Origin of the sequence: Pseudomonas sp. CM27, from assembly GCF_013179515.1 — a bacterium.
Classification (GTDB): domain Bacteria; phylum Pseudomonadota; class Gammaproteobacteria; order Pseudomonadales; family Pseudomonadaceae; genus Aquipseudomonas.
In genome coordinates, this window is sequence record NZ_JABMCN010000108.1 from 1 (window position 1) to 18,347 (window position 18,347).

At 61.6% G+C, this 18,347-nt stretch carries 18 protein-coding genes and 1 rRNA gene; 10 read left to right on the forward strand and 9 right to left on the reverse strand.

All coding sequences use genetic code 11. The annotated features are described in order from the left end of the window. Both HP547_RS14995 and tyrS read right to left on the reverse strand, forming a co-directional pair. A 16S ribosomal RNA gene (locus HP547_RS14995) occupies nt 1–691 on the reverse strand; the annotation flags it as partial. Nucleotides 692–1,337: 646 nt separating this feature from the next. Further along, the gene (gene tyrS, locus HP547_RS15000; protein ID WP_172286699.1) at nt 1,338–2,537 is read right to left on the reverse strand and encodes a tyrosine--tRNA ligase; all 1,200 of its coding nucleotides are present in this window, start codon (nt 2,535–2,537) and stop codon (nt 1,338–1,340) included. 213 nt (nt 2,538–2,750) lie between these two features. On the opposite strand from tyrS, the gene HP547_RS15005 reads away from it, so the two are divergent. Both HP547_RS15005 and HP547_RS15010 read left to right on the forward strand, forming a co-directional pair. Then, nucleotides 2,751–4,172: a peptidoglycan DD-metalloendopeptidase family protein gene (locus HP547_RS15005; protein ID WP_172286700.1), complete on the forward strand. Its 1,422-nt coding sequence runs from the start codon at nt 2,751–2,753 to the stop codon at nt 4,170–4,172. Nucleotides 4,173–4,175: 3 nt separating this feature from the next. Further along, entirely contained in the window at nt 4,176–5,267 is a 1,092-nt protein-coding gene (locus HP547_RS15010; RefSeq protein ID WP_172286701.1) for an anhydro-N-acetylmuramic acid kinase, read from the forward strand. 59 nt (nt 5,268–5,326) lie between these two features. On the opposite strand, the gene erpA is transcribed toward HP547_RS15010, so the two are convergent. Further along, nucleotides 5,327–5,677 carry an iron-sulfur cluster insertion protein ErpA gene (gene erpA / locus HP547_RS15015; protein WP_172229747.1) on the reverse strand — a complete coding sequence of 117 codons (351 nt, stop codon included), beginning with the start codon at nt 5,675–5,677 and terminating at the stop codon, nt 5,327–5,329. A 146-nt stretch (nt 5,678–5,823) separates the two neighbouring features. Beyond that, nucleotides 5,824–6,858: an N-acetyl-gamma-glutamyl-phosphate reductase gene (argC, locus tag HP547_RS15020; protein WP_172286702.1), complete on the reverse strand. Its 1,035-nt coding sequence runs from the start codon at nt 6,856–6,858 to the stop codon at nt 5,824–5,826. 142 nt (nt 6,859–7,000) lie between these two features. On the opposite strand from argC, the gene hemJ reads away from it, so the two are divergent. The 6 genes from hemJ (at nt 7,001) to HP547_RS15050 (ending at nt 11,426) form a co-directional block, all read left to right on the forward strand. Then, the gene (gene hemJ, locus HP547_RS15025; protein ID WP_172229749.1) at nt 7,001–7,426 is read left to right on the forward strand and encodes a protoporphyrinogen oxidase HemJ; all 426 of its coding nucleotides are present in this window, start codon (nt 7,001–7,003) and stop codon (nt 7,424–7,426) included. A 28-nt stretch (nt 7,427–7,454) separates the two neighbouring features. Further along, a complete protein-coding gene (locus tag HP547_RS15030; RefSeq protein WP_172286703.1) occupies nt 7,455–8,411 on the forward strand; it encodes a nitronate monooxygenase family protein in 957 nt (318 codons plus the stop codon). A 67-nt stretch (nt 8,412–8,478) separates the two neighbouring features. Continuing rightward, the gene (locus HP547_RS15035) at nt 8,479–9,261 is read left to right on the forward strand and encodes an SDR family oxidoreductase (RefSeq protein ID WP_172229753.1); all 783 of its coding nucleotides are present in this window, start codon (nt 8,479–8,481) and stop codon (nt 9,259–9,261) included. Between the two features lie 63 nt (nt 9,262–9,324). After that, entirely contained in the window at nt 9,325–9,663 is a 339-nt protein-coding gene (locus HP547_RS15040) for a histidine triad nucleotide-binding protein (RefSeq protein WP_003255518.1), read from the forward strand. 65 nt (nt 9,664–9,728) lie between these two features. Then, nucleotides 9,729–10,376 (forward strand): 2-polyprenyl-3-methyl-6-methoxy-1,4-benzoquinone monooxygenase, encoded by a 648-nt coding sequence (gene coq7, locus HP547_RS15045; RefSeq protein WP_172286704.1) that lies wholly within the window; start codon nt 9,729–9,731, stop codon nt 10,374–10,376. A gap of 9 nt (nt 10,377–10,385) precedes the next feature. Further along, nucleotides 10,386–11,426, forward strand: coding sequence for a DUF2157 domain-containing protein (locus tag HP547_RS15050; RefSeq protein WP_172286705.1), 1,041 nt, complete (start codon nt 10,386–10,388; stop codon nt 11,424–11,426). 43 nt (nt 11,427–11,469) lie between these two features. Here the strand turns inward: HP547_RS15050 and HP547_RS15055 are convergent, their stop codons facing one another. Next, nucleotides 11,470–11,892 carry an OsmC family protein gene (locus tag HP547_RS15055; RefSeq protein WP_004376171.1) on the reverse strand — a complete coding sequence of 141 codons (423 nt, stop codon included), beginning with the start codon at nt 11,890–11,892 and terminating at the stop codon, nt 11,470–11,472. 192 nt (nt 11,893–12,084) lie between these two features. On the opposite strand from HP547_RS15055, the gene crp reads away from it, so the two are divergent. Beyond that, nucleotides 12,085–12,729: a cAMP-activated global transcriptional regulator CRP gene (gene crp / locus HP547_RS15060; RefSeq protein ID WP_172229491.1), complete on the forward strand. Its 645-nt coding sequence runs from the start codon at nt 12,085–12,087 to the stop codon at nt 12,727–12,729. Here the strand turns inward: crp and HP547_RS15065 are convergent. The 4 genes from HP547_RS15065 to HP547_RS15080 all read right to left on the reverse strand — a co-directional run bounded on the left by HP547_RS15065 (nt 12,726) and on the right by HP547_RS15080 (nt 15,991). Beyond that, nucleotides 12,726–13,430, reverse strand: coding sequence for a lipoate--protein ligase family protein (locus HP547_RS15065; RefSeq protein WP_172229493.1), 705 nt, complete (start codon nt 13,428–13,430; stop codon nt 12,726–12,728). The genes crp and HP547_RS15065 overlap by 4 nt on opposite strands. 78 nt (nt 13,431–13,508) lie before the next feature. Then, on the reverse strand, nt 13,509–14,342 hold the full coding sequence (trpC, locus tag HP547_RS15070; RefSeq protein ID WP_172229495.1) for an indole-3-glycerol phosphate synthase TrpC: 834 nt from the start codon (nt 14,340–14,342) through the stop codon (nt 13,509–13,511). Then, on the reverse strand, nt 14,339–15,388 hold the full coding sequence (trpD, locus tag HP547_RS15075; protein WP_172229497.1) for an anthranilate phosphoribosyltransferase: 1,050 nt from the start codon (nt 15,386–15,388) through the stop codon (nt 14,339–14,341). The genes trpC and trpD overlap by 4 nt, the downstream gene beginning before the upstream one ends. Before the next feature lie 9 nt (nt 15,389–15,397). Continuing rightward, on the reverse strand, nt 15,398–15,991 hold the full coding sequence (locus tag HP547_RS15080; RefSeq protein WP_172286706.1) for an aminodeoxychorismate/anthranilate synthase component II: 594 nt from the start codon (nt 15,989–15,991) through the stop codon (nt 15,398–15,400). Nucleotides 15,992–16,359: 368 nt separating this feature from the next. Between HP547_RS15080 and estP the strand changes: the two genes are divergently transcribed. Next, the gene (gene estP, locus HP547_RS15085) at nt 16,360–18,258 is read left to right on the forward strand and encodes an esterase EstP (protein WP_172286707.1); all 1,899 of its coding nucleotides are present in this window, start codon (nt 16,360–16,362) and stop codon (nt 18,256–18,258) included. The last annotated feature ends 89 nt before the right edge of the window (nt 18,259–18,347 follow it).

The window sequence follows — 18,347 nt, forward strand, 5'->3', positions numbered from 1 at the left end:
ATTTCACCGCTACACAGGAAATTCCACCACCCTCTACCGTACTCTAGCTTGCCAGTTTTGGATGCAGTTCCCAGGTTGAGCCCGGGGCTTTCACATCCAACTTAACAAACCACCTACGCGCGCTTTACGCCCAGTAATTCCGATTAACGCTTGCACCCTCTGTATTACCGCGGCTGCTGGCACAGAGTTAGCCGGTGCTTATTCTGTCGGTAACGTCAAAACAGCAAGGTATTCGCTTACTGCCCTTCCTCCCAACTTAAAGTGCTTTACAATCCGAAGACCTTCTTCACACACGCGGCATGGCTGGATCAGGCTTTCGCCCATTGTCCAATATTCCCCACTGCTGCCTCCCGTAGGAGTCTGGACCGTGTCTCAGTTCCAGTGTGACTGATCATCCTCTCAGACCAGTTACGGATCGTCGCCTTGGTGAGCCATTACCCCACCAACTAGCTAATCCGACCTAGGCTCATCTGATAGCGCAAGGCCCGAAGGTCCCCTGCTTTCTCCCGTAGGACGTATGCGGTATTAGCGTTCCTTTCGAAACGTTGTCCCCCACTACCAGGCAGATTCCTAGGCATTACTCACCCGTCCGCCGCTGAATCCAGGAGCAAGCTCCCGTCATCCGCTCGACTTGCATGTGTTAGGCCTGCCGCCAGCGTTCAATCTGAGCCATGATCAAACTCTTCAGTTCAATACTGCTTGGGTTTTTAAGAAACCCTAAACTTGGCTCAGCAATCTCAAATGACTATGTGATTTCTCGCATGGCCACTTGTGATGCTGATAATCTTTCTGACTATCAGTCCGTACTCACAAGCACCCACACGAATTGCTTGATTCAATTTGTTAAAGAGCGTTTGGTTAAGAGCTTTTCGTCTCAACCGAGGCGCGCATTCTACGCTTTCCTCAGAGCCTGTCAAGCGTTTATTTTGAAGTTTTTCCGAGAAACTCGTTTAGCTTCAAACACTTGGCTCGCTGCGATCTCTCGTAGCGGGAGGCGAATAATACAGCGTTTAAACCCGCTGTCAACTGCCTTTATCACCGCTGCCGATCTTTCGATCGAAGCCCTTACAGCATCTTCTGAACTACCTAACTCGTTGAATATCAAGGAGTTTGTCGTTCCATTGTCGCTGGAAGTGGGGCGCATTATAAGGGGATTCGAAAGGGCGTCAACCTTTAATTTCAAGAAAGTGAAATATAGGGGCAAAGACCGTATCAAGGCCGACAAGTGCCTACCACAACCCTTCCCTCGCCTGTGAGATCCAAGGCGAACAACCCCAAAAACAAAGCGGGGAGGCCTACCGGCCTCCCCGCTTCTATATAGCTACACCACCAGCCGCTCACTCAGCCTTGAGCGTGACCCGCGCAAACGACTTCTTGCCTGCCTGGCACACATGTGTCGCGCCCAGCGCAAATACGAAGTCACGATCCACCACCGCACCATCAACCTTGACGGCACCACCACTCAGCAAGTCCCGCGCCTGCGCCGAGTTCTTCACCAGCCCCGCCCGGTTCAGCACGGCAGCAATCGGCAAGTCCTCAGCCGCGGCCACTTCGACTTCCGGCAGATCTTCCGGTAGCTCCCCCTCTTTCATGCGATTACCCGCCGCACGGTGAGCATTAGCCGCTGCCTCCTCACCATGGAACCGAGCAACAATCTCTTCCGCCAGCTTGATCTTGATATCCCGCGGGTTGGCACCATTGGCCACATCGGCACGGAACTGCTCGATCTCTTCCATAGAACGGAAGCTCAACAGTTCGAAGTAACGCCACATCAAAGTATCCGGGATCGACACCAGCTTGCTGTACATCACGCCCGGCGCTTCCTGGATACCTACATAGTTGCCCAGCGACTTGGACATCTTCTTCACGCCATCAAGCCCTTCGAGCAGCGGCATGGTCACGATGTTCTGCGCCTCCTGGCCGTAGGCACGCTGCAACTCGCGCCCCATCAGCAGGTTGAACTTCTGGTCGGTACCACCCAGCTCGACATCCGCCTTGAGCGCCACCGAGTCATAGCCCTGCACCAGCGGATAAAGGAACTCGTGGATCGCGATCGGCTGATTGGTGGTGTAGCGTTTGTCGAAGTCATCGCGCTCGAGCATGCGCGCCACGGTGTACTGCGACGCCAGGCGAATGAAGTCGGCCGGGGTCAGCGTGTCCATCCAGGTGGAGTTGAACGCGACTTCGGTCTTTGCCGGGTCGAGGATCTTGAACACCTGCTGTTTATAGGTCTCGGCGTTGTCGAGCACCTGCTCGCGAGTCAGCGGCGGGCGCGTGGCGCTCTTGCCGCTGGGGTCGCCGATCATGCCGGTGAAGTCACCAATCAGGAAGATGACCGTATGCCCCAGCTCCTGGAACTGGCGCAGCTTGTTGATCAGCACCGTGTGACCCAGGTGCAGGTCGGGTGCGGTCGGGTCGAAGCCGGCCTTGATGCGCAGAGGTTGGCCGCGCTTGAGCTTCTCCACCAGTTCCGACTCGACCAGTACTTCTTCCGCACCGCGCTTGATAAGCGCCAGCTGCTCTTCAACCGACTTCATAGACAAACCCGCAAGGCTCAGATTCAGGGGGAGCCAACCATACAAGATCGGCCGTCAATTACAAGTTTCGCAAAGGAATGTGACCCGGACACGGGGTTGCGGCGTCTATGCGCCCTTGCGTGAAACTGGATTTGGTTATATTTTATACAGTTATTTCATCTTCATCATGTCATTCATCTATTCCATTTCACTTTTTTCAAAGTCACCTTACTCATGACCAACGAACCGCCTAAAGCGCCCCCGCTTTATCCGAAAAGCCATCTGTTGGCCGCCAGCGGCATCGCCGCCCTGCTCAGCCTGGCTTTGCTGGTGTTTCCCTCCAGCGAAGTGGAAGCCAAGAAAACCACCCTCAACCTCGAGCTGGAGAGCCCGGCCGAGCAACTGAAAGACGAATCTCGTGCTGCTCCCCTGGTGCAAACCAATGGGGAGCAAGGCTCGCCGTTCGCCCAGATCGAAGACGCCACCGCCGAGACCCAGAACGCCGAGCAACAAGCCCCTGCCGCCGAACCGGTCGTCGAGGCTGCCAAGGAGCCCGGACATCGCGAAGTTACCGTGGCCCGCGGCGACACGCTGTCTACCCTGTTTGCCAAGGTGGGGCTGCCAACCAATGCAGTACACGACCTGCTGGCGAGCAACAAGCAAGCCAAGCAGTTCAGCCAGCTCAAGCATGGCCAGGTGCTGCAATTCGAACTGGACAAGGACGGCCAGCTGGCGAGCCTGCACAGCAAGGTCGGCAACCTCGAGACCATTCGCCTTACCAAAACCGCCAAGGGCTACACCTTCAACCGTGAAATCAGCAAGCCGGTGGTGCGTACCGCCTATGCCCACGGCGTGATCAAGAGCTCCCTGTCCGCCTCGGCCCAGCGCGCCGGCCTGTCTCACAGCATGACCATGGACATGGCCCGAGTGCTGGGGTACGACATCGACTTCGCCCAGGACATTCGCCAAGGTGACGAATTCGATGTGGTCTACGAGCAGAAGGTGATGGACGGCAAGGTCGTCGGCACCGGCAACATACTGTCCGCGCGCTTCACAAACCGCGGCAAGACCTACACCGCCGTGCGCTACACCAACAAGCAGGGCAATACCAACTACTACACCGCCGATGGCAACAGCCTGCGCAAGGCCTTCATCCGTACCCCGGTAGATTTCGCCCGCATCAGCTCGCGCTTCTCCGCTGGCCGCAAGCACCCGATCCTGAACAAGATCCGCGCCCACAAAGGTGTCGACTACGCTGCCCCACGCGGTACCCCGATCAAGGCTGCCGGTGACGGCCGCATCGAGCTGGCCGGGCGCCGTGGCGGTTACGGCAACACCGTGATCATCCAGCATGGCAACCGCTACAAGACGCTGTACGGGCACATGCAGGGCTTCGCCAAAGGCATCAAGACCGGCAGCTCGGTGAAGCAGGGCCAGATCATCGGCTACATCGGTACCACCGGCCTGTCCACCGGCCCGCACCTGCACTACGAGTTCCAGGTCAACGGCGTGCACGTCGATCCGCTGAGCCAGAAAGTGCCAATGGCAGACCCGATCGCCAAGAGCGAACGCCAGCGCTTCATGCAGCAGAGCCAACCCCTGATCGCGCGCATGGACCAGGAAAAGGCCACCATGCTCGCAGCGAACAAGCGCTAAGCCATGGCGCTTTACCTGGGGGTGATGTCTGGTACCAGCCTCGACGGCCTGGACATTGCCCTGATCGAGCAAGGCGAGCATCTGAAACTGCTCGCCACCCATTACCTGCCAATGCCCGTCGACCTGCGCCAGGAGCTGCTTGCCTTGTGCAGCAGCGGCCCTGACGAAATCGCGCGTGCTGCGCTGGCAGAAAACCGCTGGGCCAGCCTGGCAGGCGAAGGTATTGGCCAATTGCTGGCCCGCGAAGGCCTGCAGGCCGGTGCCATCCGTGCCATCGGCAGCCATGGCCAGACCATTCGCCACGAGCCCGCACGCAGCTTTACCGTGCAGATCGGCAACCCGGCGCTGCTGGCCGAGCTTACCGGCATCAGCGTGGTCGCCGACTTCCGCAGGCGCGACGTTGCTGCCGGTGGCCAAGGTGCGCCGCTGGTGCCCGCCTTCCACGAAACCCTGTTCAGCCACCTCGGCCAGCGTCTGGCGGTGCTCAACGTGGGCGGTTTCAGCAACCTGAGCCTGATCGAGCAAGACCAGCCGGTCCACGGCTTCGACTGCGGCCCCGGTAACGTGCTGCTGGATGCCTGGATCGAGCGCAAGCGCGGCGCGACCTACGATGCCGATGGCGCCTGGGCCGCTTCCGGTGCAGTGCAGGCGGACTTGCTGCGCACACTGCTGGCCGACCCGTTCTTTGCCGGGAGCGGCCCGAAAAGCACTGGCCGCGAAGTGTTCAACCTGCACTGGCTGGATGGCCACCTCGCCCGCCTGCCCGCTTACCGCGACGAGGATGTGCAGGCAACGCTGCTGGAGCTGACCGCACGCAGCATCATCGACTCGCTGAGCAATGCCCAGAAGAGCACCGAAGCACTGCTGGTCTGCGGGGGTGGTGCGCGTAACGGGGCACTGATGGCCCGCCTCGGCCAGCTGCTGCCGGCAGCCCGCGTCGCCAGTACCGGCGCCCATGGCATAGACCCGGACTGGGTAGAGGCCATGGCATTCGCCTGGCTTGCCCACTGCTGCCTGGAAGGCATCGCTGCCAACCGTCCCAGCGTCACTGCCTCCAGGGGCCTGCGCGTACTTGGCGCGATCTACCCGGCCTGACGGTTACGCCACAAAGTAAAACGCCGCGCAATTGCGCGGCGTTTTCATAAGCTCAGGGCTCAAATCGAGAACGAGGAACCGCAGCCACACGTGGTGGAGGCGTTAGGGTTCTTGATCACGAAACGCGAACCTTCCAGGCCTTCCTGGTAGTCCACCTCGGCGCCAGCCAGATACTGGAAGCTCATCGGGTCGACCACCAGAGACACGCCCTCGCGCTCGACAATGGTGTCATCCTCGGCCACATCTTCATCGAAGGTGAAGCCATACTGGAAGCCCGAACAGCCGCCACCGGTGACGAACACGCGCAGCTTCAGACGATCATTGCCTTCTTCGGAAACCAGGTTCTTCACCTTTTGTGCAGCGCCGTGGGTGAATTCCAAAGCCGTAGGGGTGAAGGTTTCGACGCTCATGTTGATTCTCCCGGCGCAGTAGCCGCCATAAAACTCGATGACGCGCATTATCCGCTTCTCCGAGAAAATTGGTCAAGAATTGTGCGCCTTTAGTCGTGACCGACAAAAAGGCCCGCACATGGCGGGCCTTTTCCTGCACCACAGGCTTACGGCAGCAGGCCGGCGTGCGACAGGCCCATGCGCTCGTCCAGGCCGAACAGGATGTTCAGGTTCTGCACCGCCTGGCCGGACGCGCCTTTGACCAGGTTGTCGATCACCGACAGCACCACCACCAGATCGCCGCCCTGTGGGCGATGCACAGCAATGCGGCAGACGTTGGCGCCGCGCACGCTGCGGGTTTCCGGATGGCTACCCGCCGGCATCACGTCGACGAACGGTTCATCGGCGTAGCGCTTCTCGAACAGCGCCTGCAGGTCGACCGAGGTATCGGCAACGGTTGCGTACAGGGTGGCGTGAATGCCACGGATCATGGGTGTCAGATGCGGCACGAAGGTCAGACCGATGTCCTTGCCGGCAGCCAGGCGCAGGCCTTGGCTGATTTCTGGCAGGTGGCGGTGACCCTTGACCGCGTAAGCCTTCATGCTCTCGCCAGACTCACAGAACAACGAACCCACCGCCGCACCCCGGCCAGCACCGCTGACACCCGACTTGCAGTCGGCGATCAGGCGCGACGGGTCGGCCAGGCCAGCTTCGAGCAGCGGCAGGAAACCCAGCTGGGTCGCGGTCGGGTAGCAACCCGGTACGGCGATCAGGCGCGCCTGGCGGATTTTCTCGCGGTTGACTTCAGGCAGGCCGTACACTGCGTCCTTGAGCAGCTCTGGCGCACCGTGTGGTTGACCGTACCATTTGCCCCACTCGGTGGCATCCTGCAGACGGAAATCGGCCGACAGGTCGATCACCTTGGTGCCCGCCGCCAGCAACTCGCCGGCCAAGGCGTGGGCAACACCGTGCGGTGTGGCGAAGAAAACCACATCACAGGCAGCCAGGGCCTTGCTGTCCGGCACGCTGAACGCCAGCCCGTCATAGTGGCCGCGCAGGTTCGGGTACATATCCGCCACCGCCACGCCCGCCTCGGAGCGCGAGGTGATGACCGCCACTTCGGCCTGTGGATGCTGTGCCAGCAGACGCAACAGTTCGACGCCGGTGTAACCCGTGCCGCCGACGATACCGACCTTGATCATAACGCTTGCCCCTTATCAACGAGCCGTCTGGAAAGCGCACGATAATAGGGGCGCACAGCGTCTGTAACAACTCTTGGGGTGCCCCTGTGGGCGCTTGACCACTACTATCTGACGACCGTGATTACCTGAAGGAACTCCCTCCATGCTTTACCTATGGATCAAAGCGCTGCATATCGTCAGCGTGGTCTGCTGGTTCGCCGGCCTGTTCTACCTGCCGCGGCTTTTCGTCTACCACGCCCAGAGCCAGGACAGCGTCAGCCAGGAACGCTTCGTGACCATGGAGCGCAAGTTGTACCGCGGCATCATGAACCCGGCGATGATTGCCACCTACGTGTTCGGTGCCTGGATGCTGTACCTCACCCCAGGCTGGCTGAGCCAGGGCTGGCTGCATGCCAAGCTCACCCTGGTCATCCTGCTGACCGGCTACCATCACATGTGCGGCGCCCAACGCAAACGCTTCGCCAACGGCGGCAACACCCGCAGCCACGTCTACTATCGCTGGTTCAACGAAGTGCCCGTGCTGTTCCTGCTGGGCATCGTAATTCTGGTGGTGGTCAAACCGTTCTGACATAGCCACCCGCCCAAGGAGCCTTGCCATGTCGCTACCCGCCTCGCTCGAACAACGCCTGCGCCTGCCTGTGGTTGCCGCGCCGATGTTCCTCATCTCCAACCCCAAGCTGGTGCTGGCCTGCTGCGCCAGCGGTGTGGTCGGCAGTTTCCCGGCCCTGAACCAGCGCGACAGCGCCGGCTTCAAGGCCTGGCTGGAGCAGATCGAGGCTGGGCTGGCGCAACTTCAAGCGCCAGCGCCCTACGCCGTCAACCTGATCGTTCACCCGACCAACCCGCGGCTACAGGCAGACCTGGCCCTGTGCGTGGAGCACCGCGTGCCGATCGTCATTACCAGCCTGGGGGCGGTGAAAGAAGTGGTCGATGCGGTGCACAGCTACGGCGGGCTGGTGTTCCACGATGTCACTACCCGCCGCCATGCGGAAAAAGCCGCCGAAGCCGGTGTCGATGGCCTGATCGCAGTCGCCGCTGGCGCGGGCGGCCATGCCGGCACCTGGAGCCCGTTCGCCCTGGCTGCGGAGATTCGCCAGTTCTTCGACAAGACCCTGCTGCTGGCCGGCTGTATCAACCACGGCCACGAAATCGTGGCCGCGCAGCTGCTGGGGGCAGACCTTGCCTACATGGGCACGCGCTTCATTGCCACCACAGAAAGCCAGGCCCAGGACGCCTACAAGCAAATGCTGGTGCATGCCCACGCCGTCGACATCATCCACACCCCAGCAGTGTCCGGCATCCCTGCCAGCTTCCTGCGCCCGAGCCTGGAGCAGGCCGGCTATGACATGAACGCCCTCCAAAACGCCCACGAAACCGGCAAACTGAAACCCATAGACGACGAGGCCAAAGCCTGGAAGACCGTATGGTCGGCTGGCCAGGGGGTCGGCGGCATCACCGATCTGCCCAGCGCCAGCTTGCTGATCGAACGCCTCCATAACGAGTACCAACACGCACTGGAACGCTGCCAGGGCTTGCGCTTGCGCACCGTGTAGCAAAAGGCAACACCTTGCCCGGCCAAGTTGTACACTAGGCGCCTTCTACAGCCCCCAGGAGCCTTGCATGACCCGTTACGCCATGATCACTGGTGCTTCCAGCGGCCTGGGCCTGGCCCTGGCGGAAGCCCTGGCACGGCGCGGGCGCAACCTGATCCTGGTGGCACGCCAGCGTGAAACGCTGGAACCTGTGGCCATGGAGCTGACCCAGCGTTTCGGCGTCGAGGTGCTGTTCCGCGCCTGCGACCTCAGCCAGCCCCTGCGCCTGTCAGGCTTCGTGCTGGAACTGGAAGAAGGCGAACGGCGTATCGACTTGCTGGTCAACTGTGCCGGCCTGCGTACCTACGGGCCGCTGCTGGCCCACGAGTGGGCCGACGAGCAGGACCTGCTGGAGGTAAACGTGCTGGCCTTGAGCCGTCTTTGCCACGCCATTGGCAACCTGATGGCCGTGCAGGGTGGCGGGCAGATCCTCAACGTCGCCGGCCTGGCCGGGGTGGCACCTGGGCCGTGGATGGCAGCCTATGCTGCCAGCAAGGCCTACGTCCTGAGTTTCTCCCAGGCACTGCGCGAAGAACTCAAGCGCACGGGCATCAAGGTCTCGGTGCTGTGCCCCGGCCCGGTGCGCTCCTCGCGCCGGCGTATTCCACGGCTCGATGGCAAGCCGCGCTGCCTCGGCGCAGAGGAAGTAGCGCTGTACACCGTGCGCGCCCTGGACAAGAACCGCGCGCTGATCATGCCCGGCCGGCGCAACCGCTGGCTGGCGTTTGCCCCGCGCCTGCTGCCACGCTGGCTGGTGCGCAAGCTGGCCGGGGCCATCCACCGCCGCTACTGCCCCGCCGGCATGGAATAGCCACTGGGCGCGCGGCGCCTGGCTGAGTACACTCGGCCCGACCCTCACCATGGAGCAAGTGCTGTGGACGATCTATTCCTCAAAATCATCAACCGGGAAATCCCGGCGGATATCATCTACGAAGACGACCAGATCCTGGCCTTCAAGGACATTGCACCCGCGGCACCGGTACATTTTCTGGTTATCCCGAAGAAACACATCCGTACCCTCAATGACCTGACCGAAGAGGACAAGGCCCTGGCCGGCCACATCCTGTTCACCGCCCAGCGCCTGGCTGTGGAGCAAGGTTGCGAGGAAGGTTTCCGCGTGGTCATGAACTGCAACCCGAAAGGTGGCCAGACCGTCTACCACATCCACATGCACGTGCTTGGCCAGCGCCAGATGAACTGGCCACCGGGCTGATCCACGGCAAGCGACCCTGGCGCTATTGCGGTAAACTGTCGGGCACATTCTTGCGGAGGTGCCCGATGGCTACCGAACGTCACTACTCGCCGCTCGACCGCTTGTTGCTGCAGGCCGATACCGCCATGCGCACCTTGCTGCCCTTCAGCGGCCAGCCTGCCCGCCCATCGCCGGCCATCATCCAGCCGGACATCGAGCTGGACGAGCAGCAGTCCCGCCACGTAGCGGGGCTGATGCGCATCAACCATACCGGTGAAGTCTGCGCGCAGGCGCTGTACCAAGGCCAGGCGCTGACCGCCAAGCTGCCTGAAGTACGCAAGGCCATGGAACATGCAGCCGAGGAAGAAGTGGACCACCTGGCCTGGTGCGAGCAGCGCATCCGCCAGCTGAACAGCCACCCGAGTGTGCTCAACCCGCTGTTCTATGGCATGTCGTTTGGCATCGGCGCCCTCGCCGGGCTGGTCAGTGACAAGGTCAGCCTGGGCTTCGTCGCCGCCACCGAGCACCAGGTGTGCAAGCACCTTGACGAGCACCTGGAGCAGATCCCGCACGAGGACGAAAAATCCCGGGCCATTCTCGAGCAAATGCGCATTGACGAAGAGCAGCACGCCGAATCGGCCCTGGAAGCCGGCGGCTATCGCTTCCCGGCCCCAGTCCGCTTGGGCATGAGCCTGTTGGCCAAGGTCATGACCAAGAGCACTTACCGCATCTGAAGGATTAGCATGACGGACCGATTCGACGCCAAGGACCTGGCGCGCGCCGTGCACGCCGGCGTTCTCCAGCAGGGCCAGGACCAGGCCCTGCTGGCATTCCTGCGCAAGCAACCGGCGCAGCGCGGCAGCTTCCAGCTGGCGCATGTCGCCTTCTATTTCGGCGCCTTGTTGATCATGGCGGCCATGGGCTGGCTGCTCACTGAAGCGTGGCTGAGCATCGGTGACTGGGCGCTGTTGATCATCCCCAGCCTCTATATCTTGCTGATTACCTTGTTCGCGCTCAACCTGCAGCGACGCGCCCAACCTGTTGCCGCCGGGGTGCTGGCGGCAGTCGCGGTCAGTATCGTACCGCTGGCGGTATTCGCCATCGAGCGCCTGATCGGCTGGTGGCCGCTGGATGACGCGCAGGCGCGCTACCACCAGTACTACACCCATGTGCAGGCCGGCTGGCTGGGCATGGAAGCCGCCACAGTGTTTGCCGGGCTGCTGATGCTGCGGCTGATCCCCTACCCGTTCATCGTCATGCCGATTGCCGTGGCCTTGTGGTTCATGTCGATGGACCTGAGCGAATGGTTCTTCGGCTCGCCGTTCAACTGGGACCAGCGGCGCGAAGTTTCGCTGTGGTTCGGGCTGGGCTTGCTGCTGGTGTTCCTCGGAGTCGACGGGCGCACACGTGAGGACTATGCCCACTGGGGTTACCTGGCAGGGTTGGCAGCATTCTGGGGCGGCCTTACCCTGGTGGACAACGGCAGCGAATGGGCCAAGGCGATGTACTGCCTGATCAATATCGCGCTTATGGGCATGGCGGTGCTGTTGCGCCGGCCTGTGTTCATGGTGTTCGGGGCGCTGGGGGTGGCGGCGTACCTGGGATACCTGTCGTATGAGGTGTTTGCCCAGTCGCTGCTGTTCCCGCTGGTAGTTACCTTGATCGGCTTGGGGGTTATCTGGTTGGGGCTGGTCTACCAGAAGCGGCGGGAGAAGCTGAGCCAGGTGATGCGAGGATGCTTGCCGGGCTGGGTGCAGGCTGCGTTGCCGGCGCTTCGCAACTGATCTTGCCCCACAAGGGCCGCGAAGCGGCCCTGAAGTCTCAGCCTTAACCCAGCTCTACGATTTCGTATCCATGGGTAATCTCGACCCCGGCACGCTCAAGCATGATCGACGCCGAGCAGTACTTCTCCGCCGACAGTTCTACCGCGCGCTTGACCTGTGCCTCTTTCAGCCCACGCCCCTTGACCACGAAGTTCATGTGGATCTTGGTGAACACCTTCGGGTCTTCGCTGGCACGCTCGGCTTCCAGGAACGCTTCGCAGCTTTCCACCGCCTGGCGCGACTTCTTCAGAATGCTGACCACATCAAAGCTGCTGCAGCCACCCAGGCCCAGCAGCAGCATTTCCATCGGTCGCACACCCAGGTTGCGGCCGCCGGCCTCGGGCGGACCGTCCATCACGACGACATGGCCGCTGCCCGATTCGCCGAGAAACATTGCCTCACCGGCCCACTGGATACGTGCCTTCATCTACCCGGACTCCTGATTTTCGGAAAAGGGTGTCAGCTTAGACCTTGTGCGGCTGTGGGAAAAGCACGAGACGTGTCGGTTTAGTACCGAAACATCCTGTAGTGTCTGATAAGCTGGCGCCAATTGACTGGCGCCTGCCGCCAGCCCCACCCCTATAAAAAGCCTATGCCTCGTATCGAACAGGATTTCGTGATGGTTGCCTCCGCCCTAGCCGCCAAGATCAAGAACATCGACAAGCTGCTGGTCCATTGCCAGCGCCGCCGCTACACCGCCAAAAGCAACATCATCTGCGCTGGCGACCGGGCCGAGACACTCTCGTTCATCATCAAGGGTTCGGTCACCATCATCATCGAGGACGACGACGGCCATGAAATGATCATCGCCTACCTCAACCAAGGTGATTTCTTTGGCGAGTTGGGCCTGTTCGAGCCCGTTGACGGTGAGCAGCAGCGCAGTGCGTGGGTACGCGCCAAGACCGAATGCGAAGTGGCCGAAATCAGTTACGAGAAGTTTCGCGAACTCGCTCGCCAGGACCCGGAGATCCTCTACGCCCTGGGTGGCCAGATGGCCCAGCGCCTGCGCAACACCACCCGCAAGGTCGGCGACCTGGCATTCTTTGATGTTACCGGGCGGGTGGCACGTTGCCTGCTGGAGCTGTGCAAGCAACCCGATGCCATGACCCACCCGGATGGCATGCAGATCAAGATCACCCGCCAGGAAATCGGCCGGATTGTCGGCTGCTCACGGGAAATGGTCGGCCGCGTCCTCAAAGACCTCGAGGAGCGCAGCCTGGTACAGGTCAAGGGCAAGACCATGGTGGTCTACGGCACTCGCTAGTCCTTGGGCAGGTCAGCCAATACCTTGGCATAGGCCTGCGACAAGCGCTCGAACCACGGCGCTTCTGGCGCTACTTCGTGCAGCGCGATGTGGGCATCGGCACGGCAGCGCTGCTCCAGCTCGCAGCACTCGTTGAAACGGTTGACCGCCGCCACCATCGACTCACGCTCGTTGTCCAGCAGCAGTGCGCCATGCACCAGCACCACCGGGCGCTTGCCGCCCAGCCCCTGGCGCCAGCGCTGGGCGGTGCCGACCAGTTTGCGGCCATTGAGGTTGACGTTGTAGCGGCCGTCGCAGAAGGCCCCATCGATTTCGCCCACCGAGGCCACCCCACCCCACTCGCGCAGCACATCGCACAATGGCAGGCACAGCCGTTCGTAGGCGTTCTCGATACGTCCATGGTCGCCCTCGCTGCGCGGGGCTACGTAGACCAGCGCCACGTTCACCGTCGAATGCGACTGCGGCACCGGCTCCCCGCCGGTTTCGCGCAGCAGCACCGGCCACCCGGCAATCGCCAGCTCCGAGCAGGCGGCTTCGAAATTGTCCAGCCGGCTCATGCGCCGCGGCATGACCAGGGCGTGGTCGTTCGGGCGCCAGAACAGCACACCACTGTCTTGTTCGCCTCGGCAGACGGCAGCCAACAGTTCCTGTTCGGCGTGCAGGCCTTGTTCGACGGTCAGGGCCAGGGGTTGATCGGTCATTGATCCACCTTTGATGTTGTTATTGATGGCCTGTTCAGGCATACAAAAAAGCCGGCAACAACGCCGGCTTCGTTTCGATCAGTCCAGTTGCTGAACAGTCTTCTTCACCTGTTCCGGGAAGAACAATCGCTGCAGCTCCAGCCCTGGCTGTTCGGCGCGCATGAATGCCTCACCGACCAGGAACGAGTAAACCTCGTTGATTGCCATCAGCTCGACATCGGCCCGGTTGAGAATGCCGCTCTCGGTAATCGCCAGGCGATCACGTGGAATGCGCGGCAGCAGGTCCAGAGTAGTTTCCAGGCTGACTTCAAAGGTGTGCAAGTTGCGGTTGTTTACGCCCACCAGCGGCGTATCCAGGGTCTTCAGCGCACGCTCGAGTTCATCACCGTCGTGCACTTCCACCAGCACATCCAGGCCGACATCCTTGGCCGTGGCAGCCAGTTCGGCCATCTTCACGTCATCCAGCGCCGACACGATCAACAGCACACAGTCTGCACCCAAGGCTCGGGCTTCGACGATCTGGTAAGGGTCGACCATGAAATCCTTGCGGATCACCGGCAGCGAAACTGCTGCACGTGCCTGCTGCAGGTATTCGTCGGCACCCTGGAAGTAATCGACATCGGTCAGCACCGACAGGCAGGTCGCCCCGCCCCTTTCGTAGCTGACTGCGATTTCCTCTGGCACGAAGTGCTCGCGGATGACGCCCTTGCTTGGCGAGGCTTTCTTGATTTCGGCAATCACCGCCGGCTGCTTGCGCTTGGCCTGCTCGATCAGCGCGTTGGCAAAGCCACGCGGGGCATCGGCGACCTTGGCCAGGCGCTCCAGCTCGGCGAGGCTGACGCGTGCGCTGCGCTCGGCGACTTCCTGAAACTTGCGGGCAATGATCCTTTCCAGCACCGTCGGCACACTCATGCTTCGTTCTCCACCTTGAATACTGCAGTAAAGGCACCCAGTTCCTGCAACTTTTCCCAGGCCAGACCGGTGTGCAGCACGTCATGGGCGAGTTCAACGCCCTGTGCCAGGGTCATCGCATGATCCGCCGCGTACAACGCGGCGCCGGCATTGAGCACGATCATTTCTGCGGCTTTCTGGCCATTTTCAGTCTTGCGCCGACCCAGCGCATCGCGGATCAGCTCCAGCGATGCCTGCGGGTTCTCGACAGCCAGCCCGTGCAGGCTCTGGCTCTTCATGCCGAGGTCTTCCGGTTCGACCCAGTACTCGGTGACTTCGCCATTCTTCAGTTCGGCGACGAAGGTGGGCGCGGCCAGGCTGAACTCGTCCAGCCCATCCTTCGAGTGCACCACCAGCACATGCTTGCTGCCCAGGCGCTGCAGCACCTCGGCCAGTGGGCGGCACAGGGTCTGGGCGAACACGCCAACCACCTGATGCCTGACCCCTGCCGGATTCGTAAGCGGGCCGAGCATGTTGAACAGGGTACGCAAACCCAGGTCACGACGCGGACCGGCGGCATGCTTCATGGCCGTGTGGTGGCTTTGCGCGAACATGAAGCCGATGCCCAGGCTGTCGATGCAGCGGGCGACCTGGATGGGTGTCAGGTTCAGGTAGATACCGGCGGCTTCCAACAGGTCGGCACTGCCGCTCTTGCCCGAGACTGCGCGGTTGCCATGCTTGGCCACGGTGCAACCCGCCGCCGCCAGGACGAACGAGGAAGCGGTGGAGACGTTGAAAATATTGGCGCCATCACCGCCGGTACCGACGATGTCGACCACGCCATCAAGGCTCTTCAGCTCGACCTTGTCGGCCAGCTCACGCATCACCGATACCGCACCGACGATTTCGTCGATGCTTTCGCTTTTCATGCGCATGCCCATCAGGAAGGCGCCAATCTGTGCCTCGGTGCACTGGCCGGTCATGATCTGGCGCATGACATCGCGCATTTCGTCTGTGGAAAGATCCAGTTGGCCAACGATACGGCTCAACGCGCTCTTGATATCCATGTTCGGTCCTTAGCGGCGGCCGCCGGTTTGCTTGAGGAAGTTGGCGAACAGCTCGTGGCCCTGCTCGGTCAGGATCGACTCGGGGTGGAACTGCACCCCTTCGATATTCAATGTCTTGTGGCGCAGGCCCATGATCTCGTCGACCGAACCATCTTGATGGGCAGTCCAGGCAGTCACTTCCAGGCAGTCAGGTAGGGTCTCGCGCTTGACCACCAGAGAATGATAGCGGGTGACGGTAAGCGGGTTGTTCAGCGTGGCGAATACGCCCAGGTCGCGGTGGTGGACCGGGCTGGTCTTTCCATGCATTACCTGGCGCGCACGCACCACGTCGCCGCCAAAGGCCTGGCCGATGGACTGGTGGCCCAGGCAAACGCCAAGGATCGGCAGCTTGCCGGCAAAGTGCAGAATGGCCTCGATGGACACGCCCGCCTCGCTAGGCGTGCACGGCCCCGGGGAAACGACGATGCGCTCGGGGTTGAGGGCTTCGATCTGGGCAATGGTCATTTCGTCATTGCGAATGACCTTGACCTCGGCACCGAGCTCGCCAAGGTACTGGACGACGTTGTAAGTGAATGAGTCGTAATTGTCGATCATCAGTAACATTGGGTTAAACCTCTTGAATCTACTGACTTCAAAATTCGAACCTTCCCGCACAAGCCACAGGCGCGGCTTTGCCACCAGGGGCGCAAAAACAGAAAGGTAAACGGGGGCGGGCCGGACGGGCCGGCAGGGAATAGAGTCAGGCGCGCCAACGCCAACGGGCGTGGGCCTTGATTACGCGCATCAAGAGTTTGCTGACGATCAACACAGGATAGGTCTCGCTCATACGTCCCGGCACAGTAGCCTACCGGGGCGATGGGCGCAATATGCCCGTAAACACGGGGAAACGAATGGACTTGGAAGCGAAGCCCTGCGATTTGCTAAGGTCGGTCAGGTTGTTCCGACAAAAACAATGAAAAGGATGTTCCCTGATGCGAAAAGCCCCGTTAAAAGCTCCGTTGTTGCGTTTTACCCTGGCCTCGCTGGCGTTAGCCTGCAGCCAGGCGTTCGCTGCACCCTCGCCCTACTCCAGCATGATCGTGTTCGGCGACAGCCTGAGCGACGCCGGGCAGTTTGGCGGCATGCGCTTCACCAACCGCGATGCCGATGGCAACTACGCCCCGGTATCGCCGATGATCCTTGGCGGGCGACTGGGAGTGGCCCCATCGGAACTAGGCCCTTCCACCTCCCCCCTCAACCCGGTGCTGGGGCTGCCCGACGGTAACAACTGGGCGGTGGGCGGCTACACCACCCAGCAGATCCTCGACTCGATCACCACCACGTCGAAAACCGTAATCCCGCCAGGTCGCCCCGGCGCCGGTGATGTATTACGAGAAAAACCGGGCTACCTCGCCAACGGCCTGCGCGCCGACCCCAACGCGTTGTACTACCTGACGGGCGGCGGCAACGATTTCCTGCAAGGCCTGGTGAGCAGCCCGGCCGACGCTGCTGCAGCCGGTGGCCGCCTGGCGGCCAGCGCCCAGGCTCTGCAGCAAGGCGGTGCCCGCTACATCATGGTGTGGTTGCTCCCCGACCTTGGGCAGACGCCAAACTACAGCGGCACCCCATTGCAAAATCCACTGTCGCAGCTCTCGAGTGTGTTCAATCAGTCGCTGCTTGGACAGCTGAGGCAGATCGATGCCGAAATCATCCCGCTGAATGTTCCCATGTTGCTGGGCGAGGCCCTGGCCAACCCCAGCCAGTTCGGCCTGGCCACCGGGCAGAATCTGGTCGGCACCTGCTACAGCGGCGAAGGCTGCGTGGCCAACCCGGTGTACGGCATCAACGGCTCCACGCCAGACCCGACCAAGCTGTTGTTCAATGACTCGGTACACCCGACCATCGCCGGTCAGCAACTGATCGCCGACTACGGCTACTCGATCCTTTCCGCCCCTTGGGAACTGACCCTGCTGCCGGAGATGGCCCATGCCAGCCTGCGTGCCCACCAGGATGAACTGCGCAACCAGTGGCAGACACCTTGGCAGGCCTTTGTCGCCAGCGGTGCCCAGGACCTGGACTTCGACGGCCAGCGCAGCGCGGCCAGCGGTGATGGCCGCGGCTACAACCTGACCGTGGGCGGCAGCTACCGGGTGAACGACGCCTGGCGTCTGGGCCTGGCTGGGGGTGTCTACCGACAGAAGCTGGAAGCTGGCCAGCAAGATTCGGAATACACGCTGAACAGCTACCTGGCCAGCGCCTTCGCCCAATACCGCCAGGACCGCTGGTGGGCCGATGCCGCACTGACCGCAGGGCATCTGGACTACAGCGACCTCAAGCGCACCTTCGCTCTGGGCGTAAACGATCGCAGTGAAAAGGGCGATACCGATGGCGAAGCCTGGGCCATGTCAGGGCGGCTTGGCTACAACCTCGCAGCCGAAGGCAGCACCTGGCAGCTGGCGCCGTTCATCAGCGCCGACTATGCGCGGGTAAAAGTCGACGGCTACGACGAGAAAAGTGGCCGCTCGACAGCACTGGGCTTCGATGACCAGGAGCGCACCTCCCGCCGCCTGGGGGTAGGGTTGCTCGGGAGCGTGCAGGTGCTGCCGAGCACCCGGCTGTTTGCCGAGGTGGCGCAGGAGCACGAGTTCGAGGATGACCGGCAGGATGTGACCATGCACCTGACCAGCTTGCCCGCCAACGACTTTACGCTGACCGGGTACACGCCAAATAGCGATCTGACCCGAGCGAGCCTGGGGGTGAGCCATGAAGTGGTGGCGGGGGTGCATTTGCGCGGGAACTACAACTGGCGCAAGAGTGATGAGTTGACGCAGCAGGGGGTTAGCTTGGGGGCTAGGAGGGTGTCAGAAATTTTGTGTTCGGGCATAACATGAGTAAGAGGTGCATGTATGCCAACCAAAAAAAAACCGCTCCGAGAGTTACCAAAGGTTCCGAAAGAGCTGCTGGAACAGTTTTCCGCTGT

What these genes read in the sequence shown, in the direction of transcription:
- tyrS (WP_172286699.1), bottom strand. Translation starts at nt 2,537, where the DNA reads ATGAAGTCGGTTGAAGAGCAGCTGGCGCTTATCAAGCGCGGTGCGGAA.
- estP (WP_172286707.1), top strand. Translation starts at nt 16,360, where the DNA reads ATGCGAAAAGCCCCGTTAAAAGCTCCGTTGTTGCGTTTTACCCTGGCC.
- trpD (WP_172229497.1), bottom strand. Translation starts at nt 15,388, where the DNA reads ATGGATATCAAGAGCGCGTTGAGCCGTATCGTTGGCCAACTGGATCTT.
- crp (WP_172229491.1), top strand. Translation starts at nt 12,085, where the DNA reads ATGGTTGCCTCCGCCCTAGCCGCCAAGATCAAGAACATCGACAAGCTG.
- HP547_RS15080 (WP_172286706.1), bottom strand. Translation starts at nt 15,991, where the DNA reads ATGTTACTGATGATCGACAATTACGACTCATTCACTTACAACGTCGTC.
- argC (WP_172286702.1), bottom strand. Translation starts at nt 6,858, where the DNA reads ATGATCAAGGTCGGTATCGTCGGCGGCACGGGTTACACCGGCGTCGAA.
- HP547_RS15005 (WP_172286700.1), top strand. Translation starts at nt 2,751, where the DNA reads ATGACCAACGAACCGCCTAAAGCGCCCCCGCTTTATCCGAAAAGCCAT.
- HP547_RS15010 (WP_172286701.1), top strand. Translation starts at nt 4,176, where the DNA reads ATGGCGCTTTACCTGGGGGTGATGTCTGGTACCAGCCTCGACGGCCTG.
- trpC (WP_172229495.1), bottom strand. Translation starts at nt 14,342, where the DNA reads ATGAGTGTGCCGACGGTGCTGGAAAGGATCATTGCCCGCAAGTTTCAG.
- HP547_RS15065 (WP_172229493.1), bottom strand. Translation starts at nt 13,430, where the DNA reads ATGACCGATCAACCCCTGGCCCTGACCGTCGAACAAGGCCTGCACGCC.
- coq7 (WP_172286704.1), top strand. Translation starts at nt 9,729, where the DNA reads ATGGCTACCGAACGTCACTACTCGCCGCTCGACCGCTTGTTGCTGCAG.
- erpA (WP_172229747.1), bottom strand. Translation starts at nt 5,677, where the DNA reads ATGAGCGTCGAAACCTTCACCCCTACGGCTTTGGAATTCACCCACGGC.
- HP547_RS15035 (WP_172229753.1), top strand. Translation starts at nt 8,479, where the DNA reads ATGACCCGTTACGCCATGATCACTGGTGCTTCCAGCGGCCTGGGCCTG.
- HP547_RS15055 (WP_004376171.1), bottom strand. Translation starts at nt 11,892, where the DNA reads ATGAAGGCACGTATCCAGTGGGCCGGTGAGGCAATGTTTCTCGGCGAA.
- hemJ (WP_172229749.1), top strand. Translation starts at nt 7,001, where the DNA reads ATGCTTTACCTATGGATCAAAGCGCTGCATATCGTCAGCGTGGTCTGC.
- HP547_RS15050 (WP_172286705.1), top strand. Translation starts at nt 10,386, where the DNA reads ATGACGGACCGATTCGACGCCAAGGACCTGGCGCGCGCCGTGCACGCC.
- HP547_RS15030 (WP_172286703.1), top strand. Translation starts at nt 7,455, where the DNA reads ATGTCGCTACCCGCCTCGCTCGAACAACGCCTGCGCCTGCCTGTGGTT.